Raw genomic sequence first — 24,068 nt, forward strand, 5'->3', positions numbered from 1 at the left:
CCCTCTGCGCGGTACAGGGTGGCAGGGAGCTTTTTTGTGCCGCCAGGCAGCGGGAGAGAGTATGGGGGTGTAGATCGGTGCGGCAGGTGATAAAAAATGGACAGGCCCTGCGCCGGGGCTACACCACCGGCAGCTGTGCCGCCGCCGCTGCGGTGGCCGCGGCTTGGCTGCTGCTGCGCGGGGAGAACCTGACCCAGGTGCAGATCACGCTGCCCGGCGGACAGACGGCCCGGCTGTCGGCCCAGGTGTGCTGGCAGCAAGACTGCACAGAGGCCCGGGTGGTTAAAGATGCCGGGGACGACCCCGATGTGACCCACGGCATGGGCATTACGGCCCAGGTACGCTGTATCCCATCCGGCATAGAGCTGCTGGGTGGGGCCGGGGTGGGCACAGTGACCCAGCCGGGGCTGCAGGTGCCGGTGGGCCAACCGGCCATAAATCCGGTGCCCCGCAGGATGATCGAGGAGAACCTGCGGCGACTGTGCGATACCTGTGCGTATAGCGGTGGACTGCAGGTGCGCATCGGCGCTGAAAACGGCGCCGAGATCGCCAGAGAGACCTTTAATCCGCGGCTTGGCATTGCGGGGGGGATCTCTATTCTGGGGACCACTGGTATCGTGGAGCCCATGAGCGAACGCGCTCTGACCGAGACCATCCACCTGCTCGTTGACCGGGCCAAACTGCGCGACCCGGAGAGAGTGGTACTTTCCCCGGGAAATTATGGGCGTGATTACTGCCTGGAAAAGCTGGGGCTAGACCTGGAAAATAGCATTAAATTTTCGAATTTCATCGGTGATACGTTGGATTACCTGGTGTATAAGAGCTTTAAACAGGCGCTGCTGGTGGGACATGTGGGAAAGCTGGTAAAGGTGGCCGGCGGAGTGATGAACACCCATTCTTCGGTGGCTGACTGCCGCATGGAGATACTGGCTGCCCACGCCGCTGCCTGTGGGGCACCGCGTGCGCTGGTACAGCAGCTGCTCTGCTGTAATACCACCGACCGCGCGGTGGAGCTGCTAGACCGGCACGCACTGACCGGACCGGTATTTGCTGTGGTGTTAGAGCGGATATGCCGGCAGATCGACTACCGCACCAAAGGGCGACTGGCAGTAGAAGTGCTGCTGTTTGGCAGTGGGCAGACGCTGCTGGCCCAGACCGATGGCGCCCAGGCGCTGGCGGCGCAGATAAGAGGAGAACACAGATGACGGGAACTTTTATTAGCGTGGGGGTAGGCCCCGGTGACCCACAGCTGCTGACATTGGCGGCGGTGGACACCATTAAGCGCTGCCGGGTGGTGGCACTGCCGGCCAGCGGTGCTGGGGACAACGCAGCAGCGCGCATTGCCGGGGCGCTGCTGGAGGGCAAAGAGCTGCTCTACTGCCCAGCCCCCATGAGCCGCGACCGCGGGCAGCTGCAGGCGGTATTTGCCCAAAACGCCGACCTGCTGGCCGGCTATTTGGAACGGGGGGAGAATGTGGCGTTTTTGACGTTGGGAGACCCCACGGTATACGCCACCCCGATGTATTTGCACCGCATTTTAAAAGAGCGGGGGTACCCCACCCGTATCGTGCCGGGGGTGCCGTCGTTTTGCGCGGCGGCGGCGGCTTTGGATATGCCGCTGTGTGAGGGGGGCGAGATGCTGCATGTGATACCTGCCTCGTACCCGGACAGCCAGCTGGCGCTGGATTACCCCGGCACCAAAGTGCTGATGAAGTCGGGGCGCAGCCTGCAGCAGATAAAAAAACAGCTGGCGGCGAGGCCGCAGCTGCGCGCGCAGGCGGTAGAGCGCTGTGGGATGCCGGGGCAGGCGCTGTATGAAGATCTAAAACAGATAGATGAAAGCGCCAGCTATTTTACAGTAGTGATCGCCAAGGAGGAGAGCCAGTGATCGATTTTGTGGGAGCGGGACCGGGGGCACCAGACCTCATCACTGTGCGGGGCCAGCAGAAGCTGGCGGCCGCCGACATCGTTATCTACGCCGGGTCGCTGGTGAACCCTGAGCTGCTAAAGAGCACCAGACCGGGATGCGAGATCTATAACAGCGCGGCCATGACGCTGGAAGAGGTATTGGCAGTGATGCAGCGGGGAGAGCGGGAGCACAAGAACACGGTGCGCCTGCACACCGGTGACCCCTGTCTGTACGGTGCGATCCGCGAGCAGATGGACCGGTTAGAACAGCTGGGCATCGCCTACGAGGTGGTGCCGGGCGTGAGCTCATTTTGCGGGGCGGCGGCGGCCGTGGGAGCGGAGTACACGCTGCCCGGAGTGAGCCAGACGGTGATACTGACCCGCCTGGAGGGGCGCACCCCGGTGCCAGAGGCCGAGCGCATACCGGCGCTGGCGGCCCATGGTGCCAGCATGGTGGTGTTTTTGAGCGCCGGTATGCTAAAAAAACTATCGCGCCAGCTGTTGGAGGGCGGATACCGGGCCGATACGCCGGCGGCCATCGTATATCGGGCCAGCTGGCCCGACCAGCAGATCGTCCACACCAAAGTGGGGGAGTTGGCAGCGGCGGCAGCCAGCCACGGGATAGACAAGACGGCCCTTATTTTGGTGGGGGAGTTTTTGGGCGACGAATACCAGCGCTCAAAGCTCTATGACCCGGGGTTTTCGCACCTGTTTCGCGAGGCCAGCCAGTGAAGTTGGCGCTGTGTGCCTTTACCGCGGCGGGGGCGGCGCTGGCCCGATATATTGCCCAGCTGCCCGGTTACAGCTGTACGCTGCGCCCGCGAGATATGCCGCTGGACGAGTTCGTTGCCACCTGGATGCCCGACTGTGAGGGACTGGTGTTTGTGGGGGCGGCAGGTATTGCGGTGCGGGCTATCGCGCCGCACCTGCGCCGTAAAGACCGCGACCCGGCCGTGCTGGTGCTGGACGAGAAGGGGCAGTTCGTCATCCCTATTTTGTCGGGGCATTTGGGGGGCGCTAATGCGCTGGCCACCAAACTGGCCCGGCAGCTGGGAGCCACCCCGGTACTGACTACGGCCACCGACCTGAACGGCGTATTTGCCGTGGACCTGTGGAGCCAGAAAGCGGGCTGTGTCATCGGTGAGATCGACCGCATCCGGGCGGTGTCGGGCACGCTTTTGCGGGGCCAGACGGTGGGCCTGTACAGTGATTTTGAGGTGCGCGGACAGCTGCCGCCGGGCCTGGAGACGGGAACCGGGGCGCAGGTGGGGCTGTGCATCTCGCTGGATGGAAAAAGACAGCCCTTTACGACCACGCTGCACCTGTACCCCCGCATCGTGACGGTGGGCGTCGGCTGCAAAAAGGGGACCGACGCGCAGGCATTGGAGCGCTTTTTTGTGCAGTCGCTGCAGCTGGCCGGCGTTTCGCCGCTGGCGGTGCGGGGGCTGGCCTCTATCGACCTCAAGCGGGAGGAGCCGGCCATCTGTGCGCTGGCGCAAAAGTACAGCCTGCCTTTTTGGACCTATTCGGCCGCGCAGTTGCAGGCGGTGCCGGGGCGGTTTGCCGTATCGGATTTCGTGCTGCGCACCACCGGGACGGACAACGTGTGCGAGCGCAGCGCAGTGGCTGCCGGCGGAGAGCTGATCTTATCGAAACAGGTGTGCGACGGCATGACGCTGGCGCTGGCGGCGGCAGATTGGAGTTGTAGCTTTTGAATATCTGTATGGCGGGCATCGACCACAGCTTGGCGGGCATCGACATCCGTGAAAAATTTTCATTTACCAAGTCGCGCTGTCAGGAACTGTATGACAGTTTGCGGCAGCAGCGCGGTGTATTGGGGGCGGTACTTCTGTGCACCTGCAACCGCACCGAGGTGTACCTCTCGTGTGCGGAGGACCATGCGCCCGACCCGTTTTTGCTGCTGTGTGCAGCCATGGGCGAAGATGCAGCGCAGTATGCGCAGATGTACCGCGGCCGCCGTGGCCGGGAGGCATTTTGGCACCTGTGCCGGCTGGCCTGCGGGGCCAAATCGCAGATATGGGGCGAGGACCAGATCATCACCCAGGTGAAAAATGCCCAGGCACACGCCCGAGCCTGCGGGGCTATCGACAGCTATTTAGAGGTGACTTTTCGCACGGCGATCGCGGCGGCTAAGGATATAAAGACCAAGGTGCGCTTTTCGCGGGCGGTGGACTCGGTAGCGATACAGACGCTGGCGGCTATAAAAAGCTTTGGACAGCCGGTAGAAGAGGTTCTGGTGATCGGCAACGGGGAAGTGGGCAAGCTGGTGGCGCAGGCGCTTTTAGACAGCGGTTACAGAGTGAGCATGACGCTGCGCCAGTACAAGTACAGCCAGGTAGAGCTGCCGAGCGGCGCACAGGCCTTTGACTACAGCCAGCGCTACGAGCAGATGCCCCGCTTTGACGCGGTGGTGAGCGCGACTTCCAGCCCCCACCACACGATAAAGCTGGAGGGCTTTACACAGCTGCAGCGTCAGCCGGCGCTGCTCATCGATCTGGCGGTGCCGCGTGATATTCAGCGCAGCATCGGTCAACTGCCGGGCATCACCCTGTATAACGTGGATACGCTGTCGGGGCAGGATATCGCCGCTGACCACCGCCGACAGCTGGAGGAGATAGACCGGTTGATCGAAAAGCACTACGCAGATCTACAGAAGTGGCGGCGATACAGAGAGGAGGTAGTGGCGCAATGAGCAAACTGTATGCGGTGGGCCTGGGCCCGGGCAACAGCTGTTTTATGACCGGTGACGCACTGCGGGCTATAGAAGAGAGCGACACGGTGGTGGGCTACACGCTGTATGTAGAGCTGGTAGCTGACCTGACAGCGGGCAAAACGGTGCTCTCGACCCCGATGAGGCGGGAGGTGGAGCGCTGCCGGCTGGCTTTGGAACAGGCGGCGGCCGGCCATACGGTAGCGCTGGTGTGCAGCGGTGACAGCGGAGTGTACGGTATGGCCGGCGTCTTGCTGCAGCTGGCGCAGGAGTACCCGGCGGTGCAGGTGGAGATACTGCCCGGTATCACCGCCGCCTGCAGCGGTGCGGCCGTGCTGGGGGCGCCGCTCATCCACGACTTTGCCGTGATCAGCCTGAGCGACCTGCTGACGCCGTGGGAGAAGATCGCCAGGCGGCTGCAGTTGGCAGCACAGGCGGATTTTGTTATCTGCCTGTATAACCCGGCCAGCAAAAAGCGGCACGACTATCTGCAGAGGGCCTGCGATGAGGTTCTGCGCCATCAATCGCCCGCTACCGTTTGCGGTGTGGTGCGCAACATCGGCCGCGCAGGGCAGCAGAGCCAGGTGTGCACGTTGGCACAGCTGCGGGATATGCCGGCGGATATGTTCACCACCGTGTTTATCGGCAACAGCCAGACTATGCAGATCGGCAATCGCATGGTGACGCCCCGGGGGTACTGCACTGATGGCGCCCGGTAAGCTGCTGCTGTTTGCCGGCACCAGCGAGGGGCGGGAGCTGTTTGCCCGCGCTCTGAACTGCGGTATCGACGCCGAGGCGGCGGTGGCCACCGATTACGGCCGCAGCCAGCTGCAGGAGCTGGGCGGAAAAATACATACCGGGCGGCTGGACGAGGGGCAGATAGCGGCGATGCTGGCCGGCGGGACATACCGGCTGGTGGTGGATGCCACCCACCCCTATGCCGATAGGGCCACGGCCAACATCGCCGCCGCCTGCGCGGTGCGGCGGGTACCTTACCTGCGGTTGGTGCGGCCCGAGCAGCCGGGCGAAGAGGTGATAAACTGCACCGATATGGCGGCGGCAGTAGACTACTTGCGGGATACCGATGGTGGAATTTTATGTACCGTCGGCAGCAAGCAGCTAGAGCAGTTGTGCCAGCTGCCGGACTACCGGAAGCGGGTTTACGCCCGCATTTTGCCACTGGAAGAAAACCTGTCTGCCTGCCGGGCGCTGGGTTTTGCGGGGGCGCACATCCTGTGTATGCAGGGGCCGTTTTCGGCCGAGCTGAATGCGGCACTTTTGCGCCAATACAGTTGCCGCTACCTGCTGACCAAGAGCTCGGGCGCGGCGGGTGGATTTGCGCAAAAGCTGCAGGGGGCAAAGATGGCCGGCGCCCAGGTGGTGGTCATCGACCGCCCCACTAGCGAACAGGGACTTTCGCTGGCAGAGGTGTGGCGGCGCATTGCTGCGATTTGGCAGCTGCCAGAAGAATGTGAAGTGTCGGCGGTGTGGCGGCGCTACTTTCCACTGTTTGTGCAAACAGCGAACAAGAGGGTGCTGGTGGTGGGCGGCGGCCAGGTGGCGACCAGGCGCGTGCAGTCGCTGCTGCACTTTGATTGGCAGCAGGTGACAGTGGTAGCGCCACAGGTGAGTAAACATCTGCGAGACCTGGCCGGGCAGGGGGCGATATGCTGGCGGAAGCGCTGCTTTGCCGAGCCGGACGTGAGGCAGAGCGATGTGGTGCTGGCGGCCACTGACAGCAGTGAAGTAAACAGATGGGTCGTCAATTGCGCACAGGATCGCGGCATTTTCGCAAACAACGCCAGCGACCGGCACCAGTGCGACTTTTACTTTCCCGCGCTGGCGCTGGGGGAGACACAGACGGCAGCGCTGGTGGGGCGCGGCGGAGATCACCGGCAGGTGGCCCGCACGGCGGCAAAGATCCGGGAGGTATTACGGCATGAAGATAACGGTAGCGAGTAGAGAGAGCAGGTTGGCAATCATCCAGTCGCAGCTGGTGATGGAGGCCATAAAAGCGGCGCACCCAGAAATAGAGCTGGAGCTCTTGACCATGAAGACCACCGGTGACAAGATACTGGACCGCACGCTGGACAAGATCGGTGGTAAAGGACTGTTTGTGAAGGAACTGGACAAGGCGCTGCTGGAGGGGCGGGCCGACCTGACGGTGCACAGCTACAAAGACATGCCCATGGAGGAGGACCCGGCGCTGCCAGTGGTGGCGGTGTCGCCGCGGGAAGACCCCCGCGATGTGCTGATACTGCCCCTGGGGGCAAAAGAGTTGGACCCGGCGCTGCCGCTGGGCTGTGCCAGCGCCCGCCGCCGCATACAGCTGCAAAAGCTGTACCCGCACATGCAGGTGAAACCGGTGCGGGGCAATGTTTTGACCAGGCTGCAAAAGCTGGACCGGGGCGAATACAGCGGGCTGGTGCTGGCCTATGCGGGCATAAAGCGGCTGGGACTACAGGCGCGCATCGCCCATATCTACTCGGTCGCGCAGATACTGCCGGCCGCCTGTCAGGGGGTGATGGCCGTGCAGGCCCGGCGCGATTTTGATGCGACACCGGTACGAGCAGCCCACGACCCGCTGGCCAAAGTAGTCTGTGACTGCGAGCGCAGCTTTGTGCGGACACTGGATGGCGGCTGTTCTTCACCAGTGGCGGCCTATGCTACGGTGAAGGGGGATATCATTACCCTGACCGGGCTTTTTGCCGGTGAGGGCAGCGACGACTTTGCCATTGACAGCTGCCGCGGTCCCATCGACCGGCCGGTGGAGCTGGGACAGACGCTGGCAGAAAAGATGAGGGGGGCTTTTGGTGGCGGCAGGTAAAGTGTATCTGGTGGGGGCCGGACCCGGAGACAAGGGACTATTGACCCAGAGAGGGGCGGCGCTGTTGGCGGCGGCCCAAACGGTGGTGTACGACCGGCTGGTGGGCGCTGATATTTTAGCAATGATACCTGCCGGGGCCAAAAGGATAGATGTGGGCAAACGCGCCGGCGACCACCCGGTGCCCCAGTGGCGTATCAACCAGATACTGGTGGAGCAGGCCCAGAATGGGGGGCCGGTGGTACGGCTAAAGGGTGGCGACAGCTTCGTATTTGGCCGCGGCGGCGAGGAGCTGGAGGCCCTGCGGGAGGCGGGTATCGCGTTTGAGGTGGTGCCGGGCATCACCTCGGCCATAGCGGCGGCTACCTATGCCGGTATCCCGGTGACCCACCGGGACTTCTGCTCGTCTTTACATATCATTACCGGGCACCGGCGGCAAGACCAGCAACTGCAGCTCGATTACCCGGCGCTGGTGCGGCTGGGCGGTACACTTTTGTTTTTGATGTCGGTAGCCAGTGTAGGAGAGATCGCCGAGGGGCTGCTGCGGGCGGGGATGGACCCGCAGATGCCGGCGGCAGTTGTAGAAAACGGCACCCGGCCCCAACAGCGGCGTTTTGTCACCGCACTGTGCCGACTGGAGGATACGGTACAAAAAAACGCAGTGCAGTCGCCGGCGCTTATTATTGTGGGGCGGGTGTGCGCCTTAGCCGATGAATTTGACTGGTTTGATGCTCTGCCTCTGAAGGGGAGACGCTTTTTGGTGACCCGCTCGCGGGATGGAGCCCAGAAGATGGCTGACGGCCTGCGCCAGTTGGGGGCAGAGGTTGTTTGCGCCCCGACCATAGAGACCCGCCCGCTAGAGTTTTTATGGCCCGACCTAAGCCGCTATACGGCACTGGTATTTACCAGCGCCGTAGGAGTAGAGGCCTTTATGGAACGGCTGTGGCAGCAGAGACAGGATGCACGAGCTCTGTTTGGCCGAAGACTATTTGCCGTGGGTCGACAGACGGCGGCGGCGCTGCGCCCCTACGGGCTGCGGGCAGACTTTGTACCCAGTCGGTACAGCGGACAGGACCTGGCCCAGCAGATGCTGGAGCAGCGGCTGGTGGGGCCAGAAGACGACCTGCTGCTGATACAGGCCAGGGTAGCAGCACCACAGTTGGGGCAGATTTTGACGGCCGCGGGCATTGCCCACAAAAAGCTGGACGTGTACGAGACGGTGCAGCTGCCGGTGACCGGTGTTGACCCGGCGGCGTTTGATGCGGTTACTTTTACCAGTGCCAGCTGTGTACGGGGACTGATGGCGGCGCTGGGGGACACATATGACTGCCGCACGATACGCGCGCTCTGTATAGGGCCGCAGACGGCCCGTGCTGCCGCCGCGTGCGGCATGCGCGTAGAGGTGTCGCCGGAGGCGACGATACCGGCCATGCTGAGATGGATGGGAGAGTTGGCTTATGATGAGAGGACGTAGACTGCGCACCACCCCCATGTTGCGTGAACTGGTGCGGGAGACGCGTATGAGCGCCGAGGCGCTGGTGCTGCCGGTATTTATTAAAGAGGGGCAGGATATCAAAGAGGAGATACCGTCGCTGCCCGGGCAGTACCACTGCAGCCCTGACCGCATCGGCGAAGAGATAGAGCGGGCGCTGCAGTGTGGGGTATCGAAGTTTTTGCTGTTTGGCCTGCCGGAGCACAAGGATGAAGTGGGCTGCGGCGCCTATGATGATGACGGTGTAGTCCAGCAGGGGCTGCGGGCCATTCGGCGCCAGTTTGGCGACCGCGTGTACCTGATCACTGACATCTGCATGTGTGAGTACACCTCGCACGGGCACTGCGGCATACTGAGCGGGCAGACAGTGGACAATGATCAGACACTGCCCTATCTGGCGCGCATTGCCGTTTCACACGCGCGGGCGGGAGCAGACATGGTGGCCCCCTCGGACATGATGGATGGGCGGGTAGAGGCTATTCGCCGGGCGCTGGACGAGGCCGGCTTTGGCCATTTACCCATACTGTCGTACGCGGTGAAATACGCCTCCAGCTTTTACGGACCATTTCGCGATGCGGCTGGCTCAGCTCCCAGCTTTGGCGACCGCAAGTCGTACCAGATGGACTGCCACAACCGCCGGGAGGCGATTAAAGAGGCGCTGGCCGATGTAAAAGAGGGGGCCGACCTGCTGATGGTGAAGCCTGCGTTGGCCTATTTGGACGTGATACAGGCGGTAAAGCAGCACACCCATCTGCCACTGGCCGCCTACAGCGTGAGCGGGGAGTATGCCATGACCAAGGCGGCGGCCGCCGCCGGGCTCATCGACGAATACGGGGTGATGTGTGAGAGCGCGGTGGCGGTATTTCGCGCCGGGGCGGATATCCTCATCACCTATTACGCCAGAGAGCTGGCGGGCGCCATACAGAGAGGAGATATTGGCTGATGGGCAGATCGGAAAAGCTATACCAGCGGGCCAGACAGGTGCTGCCCGGCGGGGTAAACAGCCCGGTGCGGGCCTTTCACGCTGTGGGGGGCGCACCGCGCTTTATGGCTCGGGCGGCCGGCGACCGCATATATGACGTGGACGGCAAGGCCTATATCGACTATATCGGATCGTGGGGGCCGATGATCTTGGGGCACAGCGACCCGGTGATCTTGCGGGCGGTGCAGGAGACCATGCAAAACGGCCTGAGCTTTGGCGCGGCCACCGAGCTGGAGGTACAGATGGCCGAGCTCATTTGCCAGCTGGTGGAGCCGGTGGAGATGGTGCGCATGGTAAACAGCGGCACCGAGGCGGTGATGAGTGCGATCCGGCTGGCAAGGGGCTATACCGGCCGCGACAAGATCATAAAATTTGCCGGCTGCTACCACGGTCACTGCGACAGCATGCTGGTAAAGGCGGGCTCGGGCGCACTGACGACCGGCAATCCCGACAGCAGCGGTGTGACTGCCGGTGCGGCCCAAGATACGCTGCTGGCAAACTATAACGACCTGGACTCGGTGGCGGAGCTGTTTGCCAAAAATGCCGGGCAGGTGGCGGCGGTGATCGTAGAGCCGGTGGGGGCCAACATGGGTGTAGTGGGGCCGGCTGACGGCTTTTTGCCCGGGCTGCGGCAGCTGTGCGACCAGTATGGAGCGCTGCTCATCTTTGATGAGGTCATCACCGGTTTTCGCCTGGCGCTGGGCGGAGCTATGGCCTATTTTGGCGTGGAGGCCGATCTGGTCACCTATGGTAAGATCATCGGCGGCGGGATGCCGGTAGGCGCCTATGCCGGCAAACGCCAGGTGATGGAGTTCGTTTCGCCGGTGGGCAGCGTGTACCAGGCGGGAACCCTGTCAGGAAACCCGGTGGCTATGGCGGCCGGGCTGGCCACACTGACCCAGCTGCGCGACCGGCCCCAGATATACGGCGAGATAGAGGAAAAGGCCCGCTATCTCGCCGCGGGTATCCGCCGGTACACCGGCTGCCAGGTGAACCAGGTGGGGTCGCTGGTGTGCGCATTTTTTAGTGACGTGCCGGTGACCGATTACGACACCGCCCGCCAAAGCGACACCACTGCCTATGCCCGCTATTTTCACTTTTTGCTGGACCGCGGTATCTACATTGCACCGGCGCAGTTTGAGGCGATGTTTGTGGGCGCCGCTCACACCCAGGAAGACCTTGACCACACAGTGGAAGTTATTAGACAATTTGGAGGGATACAAGCATGACCGGAACGCTGATCGTTGCCCACGGAAGCCGTGAAAAGACCACTGAGAAGACTTTTGAGGCCATTATAGAGATGGTGCGGCAGAAGGTGACTCCTCCGCTGGAGAGTGCCTATATGGAGTTTTCAGAAAAAAATATTGCCACTGGGCTGCAGAGGCTGGTCGACCAAGGGGTGGACCACGTGCGGGTAGTGCCCTACTTTTTGTTTTCGGGCATCCATATCAAAGAAGATATACCCGGTGAGGTACAGGCTTTTTGTGACTGTCACCCGGGGGTGACGGTGACCATGGGCAAGGCGCTGGGTGAGGACCCGCGCATAGCGGATGTGTTGGCCCAACGGGTAGCGGAGTCGGCCGAGCTGTGAGAAGGCTGACGGTTATGGGAGCCGGCCCGGGGAGCTTGGCGCTTTTGACCGGTGAGGTGCGGGCAGCGATGGCACAGACCGACCTGCTGCTGTGCACCCCGCGGCTGCACCGCCAGTTGGGGGCGCTTGTCGCCAACAGCCGGTCTATGGGGCTGCCGGAGATATTTGCGGCGCTGGATACAGCGCCGGACAGCGCTGACTGGGGCGTGTTGGTATCGGGCGATGTGGGCTTTTACAGTTTGGCCGCCTCGCTGCAAAAGCGGTACAAAGACCGCTGGCAGCTGTGCTTTTTACCCGGTATCAGCAGCTTGCAGCTGCTGTGCGCGCGACTGGGCGTCGATTACCAGGACACCTGTATGCTGAGTGCCCATGGCCGCGACATGCAGATCGTACCCTGGGCGTGCTATAACCGGCAGGTATTTGCCCTGACCGGCGGAGTGCTGAGGCCCCAACAGCTGTGTGCCCAGCTGCTGGCAGCCGGCCTGGGGAAGCTGCCGGTGACAGTGGGGGAAGATTTGGCGCTGCCGAGCGAGCGCATCACCACCGGCACGGCGGCCGAACTGGCTGAGCAGACGTTTGGCGACCTGAGCGTGATGCTGGTACAAAACCCCGATGCCCGCGACCCAGCCCGCTGTTTACACGACAGCGACTTTGTGCGCGGGGCGGCCCCCATGACCAAAGAGCCGGTGCGCGCTCTGTGCCTTGCCTATTTAGAGGTGGCACCGGGCGACTGTGTATACGACATCGGAGCGGGGACCGGATCGGTGGCGGTATCGGCCGCTTACCGCGCCTGCCGGGGCACTGTGTACGCCCTGGAGCGAGACCCGGAGGCGCTGGCGCTGTTGCGGCAAAATATTGCCGCGCTGGGCGCCTACAACGTAGTGTCGGTAGATGCCGAGGCACCGGATAAGCTGGCAGCGTTGCCGCTGCCGGACGCGGTGTTTATCGGCGGCAGCGGCGGAAAGCTGGGCGATATCATTGACCAAGTGCTGCTTAAAAATCCCGCTGCCCGTCTGGTGATCACCGCCATTACACTGGAGACGTTACAGAGGGCCATACAGGCACTACAGCGCCACGATATAGAACCGCAGATCACCAGTATTTCTGCGGCCAATGCCAAAAAAGTGGGGGCGAGCCATATGATGATGGGACAAAACCCGGTGTATATCATAAGTGGCCGAAGCGGGCGATGAAAGGCACCTATAACCCGCCCCGGTTGCTGCTGGCTGCTACCGGCAGCGGGGCGGGAAAGACGACCTGTACCTGTGCGATACTGCGTGCCCTGCAGCGCCGCGGCCTGCGCCTGCACAGTTTTAAATGTGGGCCCGATTACATAGACCCCATGTTTCACACCCAGGTACTGGGGGTGCCGTCTTACAACCTGGACACGGTGCTCTGTGGACCGGCAGCGGTGTGTGACCTGTTGGCGGCCCACGCGGACGGGTGTGATCTATCGCTGATCGAGGGTGTGATGGGGCTGTATGACGGGCGCAGCATGATGGAAGAGCAGGACTCGACCAACCAGCTGGCACTGCTGACCGGTACCCCCACGGTACTGGTGGTAGATGTGCGGGGGATGGGGCGCTCGCTGGCCGCGCTGGTAGAGGGATATTTGCGTTTTGCACCCAACCAAGTGCAGGGCTTGCTCCTGAGCAGGTGCAAGCCGGCCATGTTCCCGGTATACCGGGAACTGTTGCAGCAGCACTGTGGGATACCCGTTTACGGCTATTTACCGCCGGTGCCCCAGGCAGTGCTGGCCAGCCGCCACCTGGGGTTGGTGACAGCTGGAGAGGTAGCCGATCTGCAGCACAAACTGGATCTGCTGGCCGATGAGGCCGAGAGCTCGATAGATCTGGAGGGGTTACTGGATCTGGCTAAGACGGGGAGGCCATTTATCGCCGAGCCGCTGTGGCCAGACTTGACCAGTACAGCGGCACCGGTGCGGATAGGGCTGGCCTGGGATGCGGCGTTTTGCTTTTTTTATCAGGACAACCTGGACCTGTTGCGCTGCTGTGGGGCACAGATCGTTCCTTTTTCTCCTGTAAAGGATAAACACTTGCCAAAAGATCTGGGCGGGTTGATCCTGCCTGGGGGATATCCGGAGATGTACGGGCGGCAGCTTTCACACAACGAGAGCATGCTGGCCGACTTGCGTCAGGCGGCGGCAGAAGATATGCCCATATACGCCGAGTGCGGTGGCTTTATGTATCTGCAACAGGCTATTACCGACCAGGATGGGGAGCGCTGGCCCATGGCCGGCATCCTGCCGGGCGAGAGCAGTATGGGTCAGAGATTGTGCCGCTTTGGCTACCACCAGTTGACAGCCAAAAGAGATACGCTGCTATTTAAAGCCGGTGAGCAAGTGATGGCTCATGAGTTCCACTATGCCGACAACAGCTGTAATGGAGATGCCTTTACAGCCCAAAAGGGCGGGCGCAGCTGGGAGTGTGTTGCTGCCAAGGGACAGATATTCGCCGGTTACCCCCATCTGCACTGGGCGGGAGCGCCCCAGATCGCGCAGCGCTTTGTCGACTCCTGCCGAGCGTATCGCAAGAACAGAGGGACCGCACCGTGATGGCGCTGCTCTGCGGGCCCTCGGGCAGCGGCAAATCGCTGCTGGCCGAGACGCTGGCCCAGCGCTGGGGGAAAAACAAGCTGTACGTGGCCACCATGGAGCCGTTTGGCGACGAGGCGGCCCAGCGCATTCGGCGTCACCGGCAGCAGCGGCAACACAAAGGCTTTTTGAGCGTGGACCGCTACACCGATATCGGCGCACTGCATACCTGCGGCTGTGATACGGTGCTGCTGGAATGCATGGGCAACCTGCTGGCCAATGAACTCTATGCCCCTGGCGGAGCCGGCGACAGGGCCGATACTTACATTTTGCAGGGGATCACCGCGCTGTACGAGCGGTGTACCCACTTGATCGTGGTGACAAACGAGGTGGGGGCCAGTGCCGACGAGTACAGCAGCGAGACCTGGCACTATATCGAACTGCTGGGGCGCATCAACTGCCTACTGGCAAGACAGAGCGATCTGGTGGCCGATGTGATATGTGGGGTGCCGCATTTTTTGAGAGGAGAGGCGCTGTGGTGAGAGAACTGCTGGGTGGTCTGGCGACCGCATTTACCATGTATTCGGTGCTGCCTATGCCGCAGGTGCAGTGGAAGAAGAGCACGATGAAGTATGCGATGTGCTTTTTCCCCTTGGTGGGCGGCTGTATCGGAGCAGCAGTTTGGGGATGGCTGCAGCTGTGCCGCCACCTGACGCTGGGGGCGATGTTGACGGCGGGGGGAGTGGTATTGCTGCCACTGCTGCTGACCGGCGGGATCCATTTGGACGGATTTATCGACAGCTGTGATGCGCTGGGTTCACACCTGGAAAAGCAGCGCAAGCTGGAGATACTGAAAGACCCCCATGTAGGCGCTTTTGGCGTGATCTACTGTGGGGTGCTGCTGCTGGCAAGCTATGCGCTGGCCGGACAGTTTGCCGCCGATACCCGGTGGTGGGTGGTGCTGTGCGCGGGCTTTGTGCTGTCGCGCAGCATGAGTGCTGCGGCGGTGGTGAGCTTTCCCATGGCCAAAAAAGAGGGGCTGGTGTATCTGTTTTCAGACAGTGCTGAAAAAAACACGGTGCGCGCTACCAGCTTTTTATATGCGTTGCTGGCGCTGCTGACTATGGCAGCTGTCAACTGGCGGGCGGCAGCGATAGCCGCGGCCGGTTGTGTGGTGCTGTTTTGGCTGTTTTGGCGGATGTGCATGCGGGAATTTGGCGGGCTTTCGGGCGACTTGGCAGGTTTTTTGCTCTGCGTGACCGAGCTGTGGCTGCTGGCAGTGGCGGCGCTGGCGGGGTGCTTTTTATGAGAGCGCTGATCGTTGGTGCGGCGTATAGCGGCAAGCGCCACTACACTGAACAGCTCGGCTACCGGCCCCAGGATATTTTTGACGGCGGGCGGGACGACTGGTGCCAATTAGCTCGGTACCCGGTGTTGGGCGAGCTGCACCTGCTGGTAAAGCGGCTGCTGGCGGAGGGGATAGAGCCCCGGACGGTGCTGCAGCCCTACCTGCAGAGAGGGGACTGTGTGATCCTCTGCGATGAGGTGGGGGCCGGGGTAGTGCCGATAGAGGCCGACCGGCGCCGTTGGCGCGAGGAAGTGGGGCGGTTGTGCTGCTGGCTGACCGGCAAACTGCCCCTGGTGGTGCGGCTGTGCTGCGGCATCCCCACTGCAGTAAAGGGGGAACTGCCGTGCGTGTAGAGATCGCGCTCATCCGCCACGGGGCGACAGCGGGCAACCGGCGGGGGGCCTACATCGGCTGCACCGATGAGCCGCTGTGTATCGAGAGCACCCGGCAGCTGCAGCTGGATCGACAGCGGGGGCGCTACCCGACGGTAGAGACCGTATTTTGCAGCCCTTTACGGCGGTGCGTGCAGACCGCCCAGATCGTGTATCCCCAGCGGCAAGCCGTGTGTGTAGAGGCGCTGCGGGAATGTGATTTTGGCCAGTTCGAGGGAAAAAGTCACCACCAGCTCAGCGGACACCCCGCCTATCAGCAGTGGCTGGACAGCGGTGGGCGTACCGCCTTTCCCGGCGGAGAGGATCCCGTGCAGTTTCGGCGGCGGTGTTGGCGCGGATTTACCGAGCTTTGCGCTGGACTTTACCGGGATGAGCGGGCCGCAGTAGTTTGCCACGGGGGCACCATTATGGCGGTGCTGGAACAATGCGGCCGGCCGCGCGGCGATTTTTACCGCTGGCAGGTCAAAAACGGCGGCGGCTACCGCTTTTACTTCGATACCGAGACCCAGATGGCCAGTGAGATACGGCCGCTGTAGACAATAAGGGGGGAGAGAGATGTCGATACTCATAGCACTGCCGGCGGGATATCTGCTGGACCTGCTGCTGGGGGACCCGCACAGTCTGCCCCACCCGGTGCAGTTTATCGGCTTTTTGATCGCCCGCGGGGAAAAGCTGCTGCGGCGGCTGTGGCCACGCCGGGAGTACTTGGCCGGGGCGGTACTCACGGTGGGGGTGACGGCGATCTCGCTGCTTTTGCCGTGGGGGCTTTTACTGCTGGCCGGCAGCTGGGGCTTTTGGCCTCAGGTGGCGCTGGAGACGGTATTTTGCTACCAGATACTGGCCACCAAGTCGCTGGCGACCGAGAGCCGGCGGGTGTATCGGCCACTGGTGCGGGGCGACCTGCCCGGGGCCAGAAAGTACCTGTCGTGGATCGTGGGGCGAGATACCGAACGCTTGGACGAGGCCCACATTACCCGCGCAGTGATCGAGACCATCGCCGAAAACACCTCGGACGGGGTGGTGGCGCCGATTTTTTACCTGGCTATCGGCGGGGCGCCGCTGGGTTTTTTGTACAAGGCCATCAACACCCTGGACTCGATGATCGGCTATAAAAACGACCGCTATTTGCTGTTTGGGCGCTTTGCCGCCAAGTTGGATGATCTGGCCAACTTTTTGCCGGCTATCTTATCGGCCTGGCTGATGATCGCGGCGTCGGCACTGTGCCGGCTGGACAGTGCCGGCGCCCGGCGCATCTACCGCCGCGACCGCAAAAACCACGCCAGCCCGAACAGCGCCCGCACCGAGGCGGTGGCCGCCGGGGCACTACAGGTGCAGTTGGCGGGGGATGCCTATTACTTTGGCCGGCTGGTGGCTAAGCCCACCATCGGTGACGATATGCGTCCGGTGACACCGGCGGATATCATCACGGCGATCCGACTGCTGTACACCACTTCGGCGTTGGCGTTTTTACTGCTGTGGGGGAGCCGGCTGTTGGCGACAGCGGCGATGTTATACTTTTAAAAGAGGGGATGGGCTGCGGTGCGACCGCTGATACACGGGGGCGATATCTATACGCCCCGGGACACCGAAGAACCGCTGTGTGACTTTTCGGCCAACATAAACCCATTGGGGATGCCGCCGGAGGTACAGCGGGCCATTGTGGAGCATATACCCGACTATGCCGCCTACCCCGACCCGCTGTGCCGGGACCTGCGCGGGGCGCTGGCGGACCATCACCAGCTGGACGCCGCGAACATCGTGTGCGGCAACGGCGCTGCAGACCTGATCTTTCGGCTGGTGCTGGCGCGGCGGCCCCGACGGGCGCTAGTGCTGGCCCCTACCTTTGCCGAGTACGCCCAGGCGCTGGCGCTGGTGGGCTGTTCGGCAGAGCATTACCCGCTGAAAAGATCGCGCGATTTTGCCCTGGATGAGGGAATACTGGCGGCCATTGAGCCCGGACTGGACATGCTTTTTTTGTGTAACCCCAATAACCCCACCGGTATGCCTGCAGACCCGGCGCTGCTACAGCAGGTGCTGCAGCGCTGCCGCCGTTGTGGGGTGCTGCTGGTGGTAGATGAGTGCTTTGTGGACTTTATGGCCGAGGAGACGCGCTATTCACTGTGTCCCCAACTGCAAAACCAGCCCCAGCTGTGTATTTTGCGGGCCTTTACCAAAATGTATGCTATGGCCGGCGTTCGCCTGGGTTACCTGCTGTGTGGCAGACCGGCGCTGGCCGAGCAGGTACGGGCCACCGGTCAGCCCTGGAGCGTTTCGACGGTGGCGGCAGTCAGCGGGATAGCGGCGCTCAAATGCCAGCAGCACCGCCGGCAGACGGTGCTGCTGGTAGAAAAGAACCGGCGGCTTTTGACCGAGGGACTGCGGCGGCTGGGGTTTACCGTATACCCCTCGATGGCAAATTACCTGCTGTTTAGCGCCGGAGATACGCAGCTGGCTTTCAAGCTGGCGCAGCGGGGCATCCTCATCCGCGATTGCCGCAACTATGAGGGACTGCAGCCGGGGGACTACCGGGTAGCGGTGCGCGGCGAAAGCGACTGCCGGCGACTGCTGGCTGCATTGCACCAGGAGGTGAAGCGGTGAACACGGTACTGCTTATCATCGATGGTATGATGCCGGATGAGGCCAGATTGCTGCCCACTTTAGAGCGGGCGGATTACCGTTGGACCCACAGCCACACCCCAGCCGGTATGACGCCGGACAGCCTGTGCTGTATTTTGACTATGTTGGGGGTAAAAGCAGCCCAGGTACCGACCGGCCGGGCCTGGCTGGAGGCGCTGGCCACTGGGGAGCCGGCGGCCAGAGGGGACCTGGTGCTGCGCTGTAACGGCATCGACCTGGCGGGGGGCAAGCTGGGGCCCAGCTGCTACCGGCCGCTGCCGCCGCTGGGGGATACCGGGCGCTGGATACCGCTGGGTGGCTATAAAAACCTGCTGGTACTGCCGGGATTGGGGCACCTGGAGCGCGGCATATGTACCTTCGCCCCCCATCAAAACCAGAACCGGCGTGTGGATCTATTGCTGCCGACAGCGGGGGACCCGGCGCTGCAGCTCTTTTTGCGGCAGCTCGTTGCCCGGTATGGGCTGTGGCCCTGGGGACAGGCGGCCTATGCGCCGCTGCCCACCGCCGCGCAACTGGGTCTTGCGCCGGGGGCAGTGGTTTGCCGCACCGAGGTGGTGGCCGGACTGGGGCGCGCGCTGGAACTCAGCTGTTTGGTGCCGCCGGGCAGCACTGCCGAAGTGGATACCGACCTGAGCCAAAAGCTGCGCTGTGCGCTACAGGCGGCCAGGACCTATCCCTTTGTACTGATACATATAAACGGCGCCGACGAGGCGGCTCACCGCCGCGACCGCCGGCAGAAGACAGCCTTTTTACAGCGCATCGAGCGGGAATTTCTGGCTCCGCTGGCCGGCGCGCTGCCGCCGCAGAGCACGCTGATCGTTACGGCGGATCACGGGACCGACTGCCGCACCGGCAAGCACTGGGCCGGTGCGGTGCCGACATTTGTTTTTGACCCCACAGAGGAGGTGGCAAAATGGCACGAGCAATTATGATACAGGGGACCACCTCGAATGCCGGCAAGAGCCTGGTGGCGGCGGGGCTGTGCCGCATTTTTAGGCAGGACGGCTACCGGGTGGCGCCGTTTAAGTCGCAGAACATGGCCCTCAACTCGTTTATTACAGCCGACGGGCTGGAGATGGGGCGCGCGCAGGTGATGCAGGCGGAGGCCGCCGGCATAGAGCCCGATGTGCGCATGAATCCCATTTTACTCAAACCCACCAGCGACCAGGGCTCGCAGGTGATCGTGGGCGGTGAGGTATGGGGCAACATGAGCGCCCGGGAGTACTTTGCCCGCAAGGCGGCGCTGGTGCCGGATATAGAGCGCGCCTACCGGTCGCTGGCGACAGAAAATGACATCATCGTCATCGAGGGGGCCGGCAGCCCGGCAGAGATCAATCTGAAGCAGCAGGATATCGTCAACATGGGCATGGCCAAGTTGGCGCGCGCGCCGGTGCTTCTGGTGGGGGACATTGACCGGGGCGGTGTGTTTGCGGCGCTGGTGGGCACGATGATGCTGCTGGACCCCGACGAGCGGGCGATGGTGAAAGCCACCATCATCAATAAATTTCGCGGTGACGTGACTATTTTGCAGCCGGGGCTGGATACTTTAGAGCGGTTGACTGGCGTGCCGGTAGCCGGGGTGGTGCCCTATATGCCGCTGCAGTTAGACGACGAGGACAGCCTGAGTGATCGCTTTACCGCCGCTGTACGCCCGGCGCTGGTGGACATTGCCGTGCTGCGGCTGCCGCGCATCTCGAACTTTACCGACTTTAACGCGCTGGAGTATATAGATGGCGTGTCGCTGCGGTACGTGGGCAGCGTGCGGGAATTGGCAGAACCGGATCTGATCGTCTTGCCGGGAACTAAAAATACCATGGATGACCTGCGGTGGCTGCGGCAGTCGGGGCTAGAGGCGGCGGTGTGCAAACACGCGGCCCGTGGAAAACCGGTGCTGGGCGTGTGCGGCGGCTACCAGATGTTGGGGAGGAGCCTGTGCGACCCCGATGGTGTGGAGCACGGCGGCGAGATGGCCGGGATGGGACTCTTGGATGGAGAGACGGTATTTGCCCCACAAAAGCACCGCACCCAGGTGCAGGGCAGGCTGCCAGCCGTAGGGGGCATCTTTACCGGTCTTTCGGGGCTTGCGTACAGCGGGTACGAGATCCACATGGGCCGCACCAGCGGCGACTGCCCCCTGGTGCACAAAGGCAACGTGTACGGCACCTACCTGCACGGCTTTTTTGACAGCCCGGGTATAGCCGGTACAGTGGTATCGGCGCTGCTACGGCAAAAAGGGCTCGACGACAGCGATGTGCAGGCCTTCGATATGCAGGCCTTTAAGGAGCGACAGTACGATCTGCTGGCCGACGGGCTGCGGCAGGCCCTGGATATGCGTGCTATTTACGAGATCGTAGAGCGGGGGCTGCCGCCCGCACAAGAGACAGAGAAAGCCGGTGCACTATTTTGAAGATAGAGAATATAAGGCCAGCGGATATCGAGAGCCGCAGTTTTGAGATCATCACCCAGGAGCTGGGACCAAGGCAGCTAGATCCCCGGCAGGCGCCGATCATCAAGCGCTGCATCCACACCTCGGCCGACTTCGACTACGCTGATAATCTGTATTTTTCTGATGGGGCGGTAGAGCGGATGCTCGCGGCTCTGCGCGCCGGGGCACACATCGTCACCGATACCCAGATGGCCAGAGCGGGCATCAATAAGACGGTACTGGCCCGTTTTGGCGGGCAGGTACACTGTTTTATGTCTGACTCTGATGTGGCCGCTGAGGCCCGTCAGCGGCAGGTTACGCGGGCGGTGGTTTCGATGGAGCGCGCTGCGGCGCTTTCGGGGCCGCTGCTGTTTGCCATCGGCAATGCGCCCACAGCGCTTTTACATTTGGTGGAGCTGGCTGGCCAGGGGTGCGTGGGGCCGGCCGGTATTATTGGTGTACCGGTGGGCTTTGTCAACGTGATCGAATCGAAAGAGCGGCTGATCGAGAGCGGGCTGTGCTGTATCGCAGCCCGGGGGCGTAAGGGGGGCAGCAATATTGCCGCCTGCATCTGCAATGCGCTGCTGTATATGGCCGACGGCCGGCAGTGATTGGCCTGCACGGGGGCGCTTATTGACTTTTTATCCGGTTTTCAATATAATAAACGTTGTGTATACGGTAATTTGCACGACCGTCTGCCGCTTTTCGGTAGGCGGTCGTGACAGGTATATTACCGAATTTGGCATGGGAGGAAACCCAAGTGAAAAAGAGAGGAAAAGCTACGTTCTTCGTCGTTGCGGCTCTCATCGCGTTCTTGGCCTACACTGCACTGTTTGGCATCACCAGCCAGTACGGCGACGTCAAGACCCCGATACTCAAGGGTGTGGACACCATCCGCTGGGGCATTGATATCCGCGGCGGTGTGGACGTGACCTTTACCCCGCCCGAGGGCACCAAGGCGACCAAAGACGAGCTGGCCGCGGCGGAATCGATCATCCAGCAGCGGCTCATCGCCCAGAACATCACCGACAACGAGGTCTACACCGACTACCAGAATCAGCGCATCATCGTGCGTTTTCCCTGGAAAGACGACGAGACCGATTTTAACCCCGAGGCGGCCATCAAGGAGCTGGGCGAGACGGCCGAGCTCACTTTCCGTGAGGGGGACAACCGCGATTCGAGCGGCAACCCCACCGGGGTGACGGCGGAGAATATCATCCTCACCGGCTCGGACGTGAAGAGCGCCAAGGCCGGCCAGAACCCCAACAATCAGGAGATCGTGGTACAGCTGGAGCTCAATGACAGCGGCAAGGAGAAGTTTGCCGCCGCCACGAAAAAACTGGCCGGTGTGGGGCAGATCTCGATCTGGCTCGATAACACCCGCATCAGCGCGCCGGCGGTAAACGAGGAGATCCCCAACGGGGTGGCCACCATCTCGGGCAACTTTACAGCCGAGACCGCCAAGGACTTAGCCGACAAGATCAATGCCGGCGCGCTGCCTTTTGCTCTTACTGCCGACAACTATAACTCCATCAACCCGACCCTGGGCATGGGCGCCAAAGACGCGATGCTACTGGCCTGCGGTATCGCCTTTGTGGCGGTGTGCATCTTTATGATCGCTGTATATCGGCTGCCGGGCGTGGTGGCCTGCATCGCTCTGGTGGGGCAGGTGGCGGGCGCCTTTGCCGCCGTATCGGGCTATTTTGGACCGTTCCCCAGCTTTACGCTGACTCTGCCGGGTATTGCCGGTATCATTTTGGCGGTGGGTATGGGCGTAGACACCAACATCGTCACCTCCGAGCGCATCAAAGAGGAGATACGCGCGGGCAAATCGGTGGGGGCGGCTGTCACCTCTGGTTTTAAAAACAGTTTTTCGGCTATTTTTGACAGCAACATCACCATGGTCATCGTGGCGGTGATCTTGATGGGTGCTTTTGGCCCGCCGTCGAGCCTGTTTGCCAAATTGCTAAACCCCATCTTCCAGTTCTTCCCCTCAGCTATCACCGGCGCCATCTACTCGTTTGGCTACACGCTGCTGGTGGGTGTGGTTATGAACTTCATCATGGGCGTGACCGCCTCGCGGCTGATGGTCCGCTCGCTCTCCAAGTTTAGGTGTTTTGATAAAAAATGGCTGTTTGGAGGTAAAAAAGATGAAGCGTAATCTCGATATCGTGGGAAAGAAGAAGATATTCTTTGCCATCTCATCCCTCATCGTCGTCTTTACGGTGGTCTTTGCCCTGATCTTTGGGGTGAAGATGGACATCCAGTTTACCGGCGGCTCTATCATCACCTACTCGTTTGACGGCGAGCTGGACGAGAGCGCCTTTGCCAAAGAGCTCTCGGCGGCGCTGGACGCACAGCTGAAGACCCAGCTGTCGGAAAATACCGTCACCAAGAAAGACAACATCATCGTCACCTTGGGGGCCAAAAAGAATGTGAAGGCCGACAAGGTAGAGGCGGCGCTGCAGACGCTGCAGGAGAAATTTCCCGACAACAACATCCAGCAGGAGTCCATCAACTCGGTGAGCGCCTCAATGGGCAGTGAGTTCTTTATCAAGTGTATCGCCGCGGTGGCGGTGGGCGCTATTTTGATGATCCTCTACATCGCTTTCCGCTTTCGCAAGATCGGCGGCTGGTCGGCTGGTGTTATGTCGGTCGTGGCGCTGATGCACGATGTGTTCGTGATCTTTGCGGTGTTCGTGCTGTGCCGCATACCGCTCAACGACAGCTTTATCGCCGTGGTGCTGACTATTTTGGGCTACTCCATCAATGCGACTATCGTGATCTATGACCGCATCCGCGAGAACAGTCGCATACACAGATCGATGTCTGTTGCCGAGCGGGTGAACCTGAGCATCAACCAGACTATGACCCGCACAGTAAACACCACCATCACTACAGTGACCGCAATGGTCATTGTGTGTATCATCGCTCTGATCTACGGTGTGGACTCGATCTTTACCTTTGCTTTCCCCATGATCATCGGTATGATCTCGGGCCTGTACTCGAGCGTGTGCATCAGCGGCCCGCTGTGGGTAACCTGGCAGGAGCACAAAGCCAAGAAAAAAGCAGCGGAAAAGCTGGCTCCCAAAGCCAAAAAGAAATAGCTATATAAAAGAGAAGTGCCGTCTACGTACAGCACTTCTCTTTTATTGTTTACGTGGGGACACGCCGCGTGTTATAA

At 61.7% G+C, this 24,068-nt stretch carries 25 protein-coding genes; all 25 read left to right on the plus strand.

The window, feature by feature from the left end; genetic code table 11:
* Positions 1-77: 77 nt before the first annotated feature.
* The 25 genes from cbiD to secF all read left to right on the plus strand — a co-directional run bounded on the left by cbiD (position 78) and on the right by secF (position 23,991).
* Positions 78-1,205: a cobalt-precorrin-5B (C(1))-methyltransferase CbiD gene (cbiD, locus tag H8K20_RS04650; protein ID WP_186487625.1), complete on the plus strand. Its 1,128-nt coding sequence runs from the start codon at positions 78-80 to the stop codon at positions 1,203-1,205.
* On the plus strand, positions 1,202-1,888 hold the full coding sequence (cobI, locus tag H8K20_RS04655; RefSeq protein ID WP_186487626.1) for a precorrin-2 C(20)-methyltransferase: 687 nt from the start codon (positions 1,202-1,204) through the stop codon (positions 1,886-1,888). The genes cbiD and cobI overlap by 4 nt, the downstream gene beginning before the upstream one ends.
* Complete coding sequence (gene cobM / locus H8K20_RS04660) at positions 1,885-2,640, plus strand: precorrin-4 C(11)-methyltransferase (protein WP_186487627.1); 756 nt, start codon at positions 1,885-1,887, stop codon at positions 2,638-2,640. The genes cobI and cobM overlap by 4 nt, the downstream gene beginning before the upstream one ends.
* Positions 2,637-3,623 carry a cobalamin biosynthesis protein gene (locus H8K20_RS04665; protein WP_186487628.1) on the plus strand — a complete coding sequence of 329 codons (987 nt, stop codon included), beginning with the start codon at positions 2,637-2,639 and terminating at the stop codon, positions 3,621-3,623. Before cobM ends, H8K20_RS04665 begins: the two co-directional genes overlap by 4 nt.
* Positions 3,620-4,621, plus strand: a complete 1,002-nt coding sequence (locus H8K20_RS04670; protein ID WP_186487629.1) for a glutamyl-tRNA reductase — start codon at positions 3,620-3,622, stop codon at positions 4,619-4,621. The genes H8K20_RS04665 and H8K20_RS04670 overlap by 4 nt, the downstream gene beginning before the upstream one ends.
* A complete protein-coding gene (gene cobJ, locus H8K20_RS04675) occupies positions 4,618-5,358 on the plus strand; it encodes a precorrin-3B C(17)-methyltransferase (protein ID WP_105203851.1) in 741 nt (246 codons plus the stop codon). Before H8K20_RS04670 ends, cobJ begins: the two co-directional genes overlap by 4 nt.
* Complete coding sequence (gene cobK, locus H8K20_RS04680) at positions 5,345-6,601, plus strand: precorrin-6A reductase (RefSeq protein ID WP_186487630.1); 1,257 nt, start codon at positions 5,345-5,347, stop codon at positions 6,599-6,601. The genes cobJ and cobK overlap by 14 nt, the downstream gene beginning before the upstream one ends.
* Positions 6,579-7,466: a hydroxymethylbilane synthase gene (gene hemC / locus H8K20_RS04685; protein WP_186487631.1), complete on the plus strand. Its 888-nt coding sequence runs from the start codon at positions 6,579-6,581 to the stop codon at positions 7,464-7,466. Before cobK ends, hemC begins: the two co-directional genes overlap by 23 nt.
* Entirely contained in the window at positions 7,453-8,937 is a 1,485-nt protein-coding gene (cobA, locus tag H8K20_RS04690; protein ID WP_186487632.1) for a uroporphyrinogen-III C-methyltransferase, read from the plus strand. Before hemC ends, cobA begins: the two co-directional genes overlap by 14 nt.
* Positions 8,921-9,898, plus strand: a complete 978-nt coding sequence (gene hemB / locus H8K20_RS04695; protein WP_105203858.1) for a porphobilinogen synthase — start codon at positions 8,921-8,923, stop codon at positions 9,896-9,898. The genes cobA and hemB overlap by 17 nt, the downstream gene beginning before the upstream one ends.
* Positions 9,898-11,166 carry a glutamate-1-semialdehyde 2,1-aminomutase gene (gene hemL, locus H8K20_RS04700; protein ID WP_186487633.1) on the plus strand — a complete coding sequence of 423 codons (1,269 nt, stop codon included), beginning with the start codon at positions 9,898-9,900 and terminating at the stop codon, positions 11,164-11,166. Before hemB ends, hemL begins: the two co-directional genes overlap by 1 nt.
* Positions 11,163-11,528 (plus strand): sirohydrochlorin chelatase, encoded by a 366-nt coding sequence (locus tag H8K20_RS04705; RefSeq protein WP_105203862.1) that lies wholly within the window; start codon positions 11,163-11,165, stop codon positions 11,526-11,528. Before hemL ends, H8K20_RS04705 begins: the two co-directional genes overlap by 4 nt.
* Positions 11,529-11,542: 14 nt before the next feature.
* Positions 11,543-12,721 (plus strand): precorrin-6y C5,15-methyltransferase (decarboxylating) subunit CbiE, encoded by a 1,179-nt coding sequence (gene cbiE / locus H8K20_RS04710; RefSeq protein WP_186487634.1) that lies wholly within the window; start codon positions 11,543-11,545, stop codon positions 12,719-12,721.
* Positions 12,718-14,103, plus strand: coding sequence for a cobyrinic acid a,c-diamide synthase CobB (locus H8K20_RS04715; RefSeq protein WP_186487635.1), 1,386 nt, complete (start codon positions 12,718-12,720; stop codon positions 14,101-14,103). Before cbiE ends, H8K20_RS04715 begins: the two co-directional genes overlap by 4 nt.
* Complete coding sequence (locus tag H8K20_RS04720) at positions 14,103-14,624, plus strand: bifunctional adenosylcobinamide kinase/adenosylcobinamide-phosphate guanylyltransferase (protein WP_243206316.1); 522 nt, start codon at positions 14,103-14,105, stop codon at positions 14,622-14,624. Before H8K20_RS04715 ends, H8K20_RS04720 begins: the two co-directional genes overlap by 1 nt.
* Positions 14,618-15,391 (plus strand): adenosylcobinamide-GDP ribazoletransferase, encoded by a 774-nt coding sequence (locus H8K20_RS04725; RefSeq protein WP_341480815.1) that lies wholly within the window; start codon positions 14,618-14,620, stop codon positions 15,389-15,391. The genes H8K20_RS04720 and H8K20_RS04725 overlap by 7 nt, the downstream gene beginning before the upstream one ends.
* On the plus strand, positions 15,388-15,783 hold the full coding sequence (locus tag H8K20_RS04730; RefSeq protein WP_186487637.1) for a bifunctional adenosylcobinamide kinase/adenosylcobinamide-phosphate guanylyltransferase: 396 nt from the start codon (positions 15,388-15,390) through the stop codon (positions 15,781-15,783). The genes H8K20_RS04725 and H8K20_RS04730 overlap by 4 nt, the downstream gene beginning before the upstream one ends.
* Positions 15,774-16,358, plus strand: a complete 585-nt coding sequence (locus tag H8K20_RS04735) for a histidine phosphatase family protein (RefSeq protein ID WP_186487638.1) — start codon at positions 15,774-15,776, stop codon at positions 16,356-16,358. Before H8K20_RS04730 ends, H8K20_RS04735 begins: the two co-directional genes overlap by 10 nt.
* A gap of 19 nt (positions 16,359-16,377) precedes the next feature.
* On the plus strand, positions 16,378-17,343 hold the full coding sequence (gene cbiB / locus H8K20_RS04740) for an adenosylcobinamide-phosphate synthase CbiB (RefSeq protein ID WP_186487639.1): 966 nt from the start codon (positions 16,378-16,380) through the stop codon (positions 17,341-17,343).
* Positions 17,344-17,361: 18 nt separating this feature from the next.
* Positions 17,362-18,420, plus strand: a complete 1,059-nt coding sequence (gene cobD / locus H8K20_RS04745) for a threonine-phosphate decarboxylase CobD (protein WP_186487640.1) — start codon at positions 17,362-17,364, stop codon at positions 18,418-18,420.
* Positions 18,417-19,391 (plus strand): hypothetical protein, encoded by a 975-nt coding sequence (locus H8K20_RS04750; protein WP_186487641.1) that lies wholly within the window; start codon positions 18,417-18,419, stop codon positions 19,389-19,391. Before cobD ends, H8K20_RS04750 begins: the two co-directional genes overlap by 4 nt.
* A complete protein-coding gene (locus H8K20_RS04755) occupies positions 19,373-20,866 on the plus strand; it encodes a cobyric acid synthase (RefSeq protein ID WP_186487642.1) in 1,494 nt (497 codons plus the stop codon). Before H8K20_RS04750 ends, H8K20_RS04755 begins: the two co-directional genes overlap by 19 nt.
* Entirely contained in the window at positions 20,863-21,495 is a 633-nt protein-coding gene (locus tag H8K20_RS04760; protein WP_207721454.1) for a precorrin-8X methylmutase, read from the plus strand. The genes H8K20_RS04755 and H8K20_RS04760 overlap by 4 nt, the downstream gene beginning before the upstream one ends.
* Positions 21,496-21,644: 149 nt before the next feature.
* Entirely contained in the window at positions 21,645-23,045 is a 1,401-nt protein-coding gene (locus H8K20_RS04765; RefSeq protein WP_105203884.1) for a preprotein translocase subunit SecD, read from the plus strand.
* Positions 23,035-23,991 (plus strand): protein translocase subunit SecF, encoded by a 957-nt coding sequence (gene secF, locus H8K20_RS04770; protein ID WP_186487643.1) that lies wholly within the window; start codon positions 23,035-23,037, stop codon positions 23,989-23,991. The genes H8K20_RS04765 and secF overlap by 11 nt, the downstream gene beginning before the upstream one ends.
* Positions 23,992-24,068: the final 77 nt, after the last annotated feature.

Source organism: Neobittarella massiliensis (ex Bilen et al. 2018) (genome assembly GCF_014269355.1).
GTDB classification, from domain to species: domain Bacteria; phylum Bacillota; class Clostridia; order Oscillospirales; family Ruminococcaceae; genus Neobittarella; species Neobittarella massiliensis.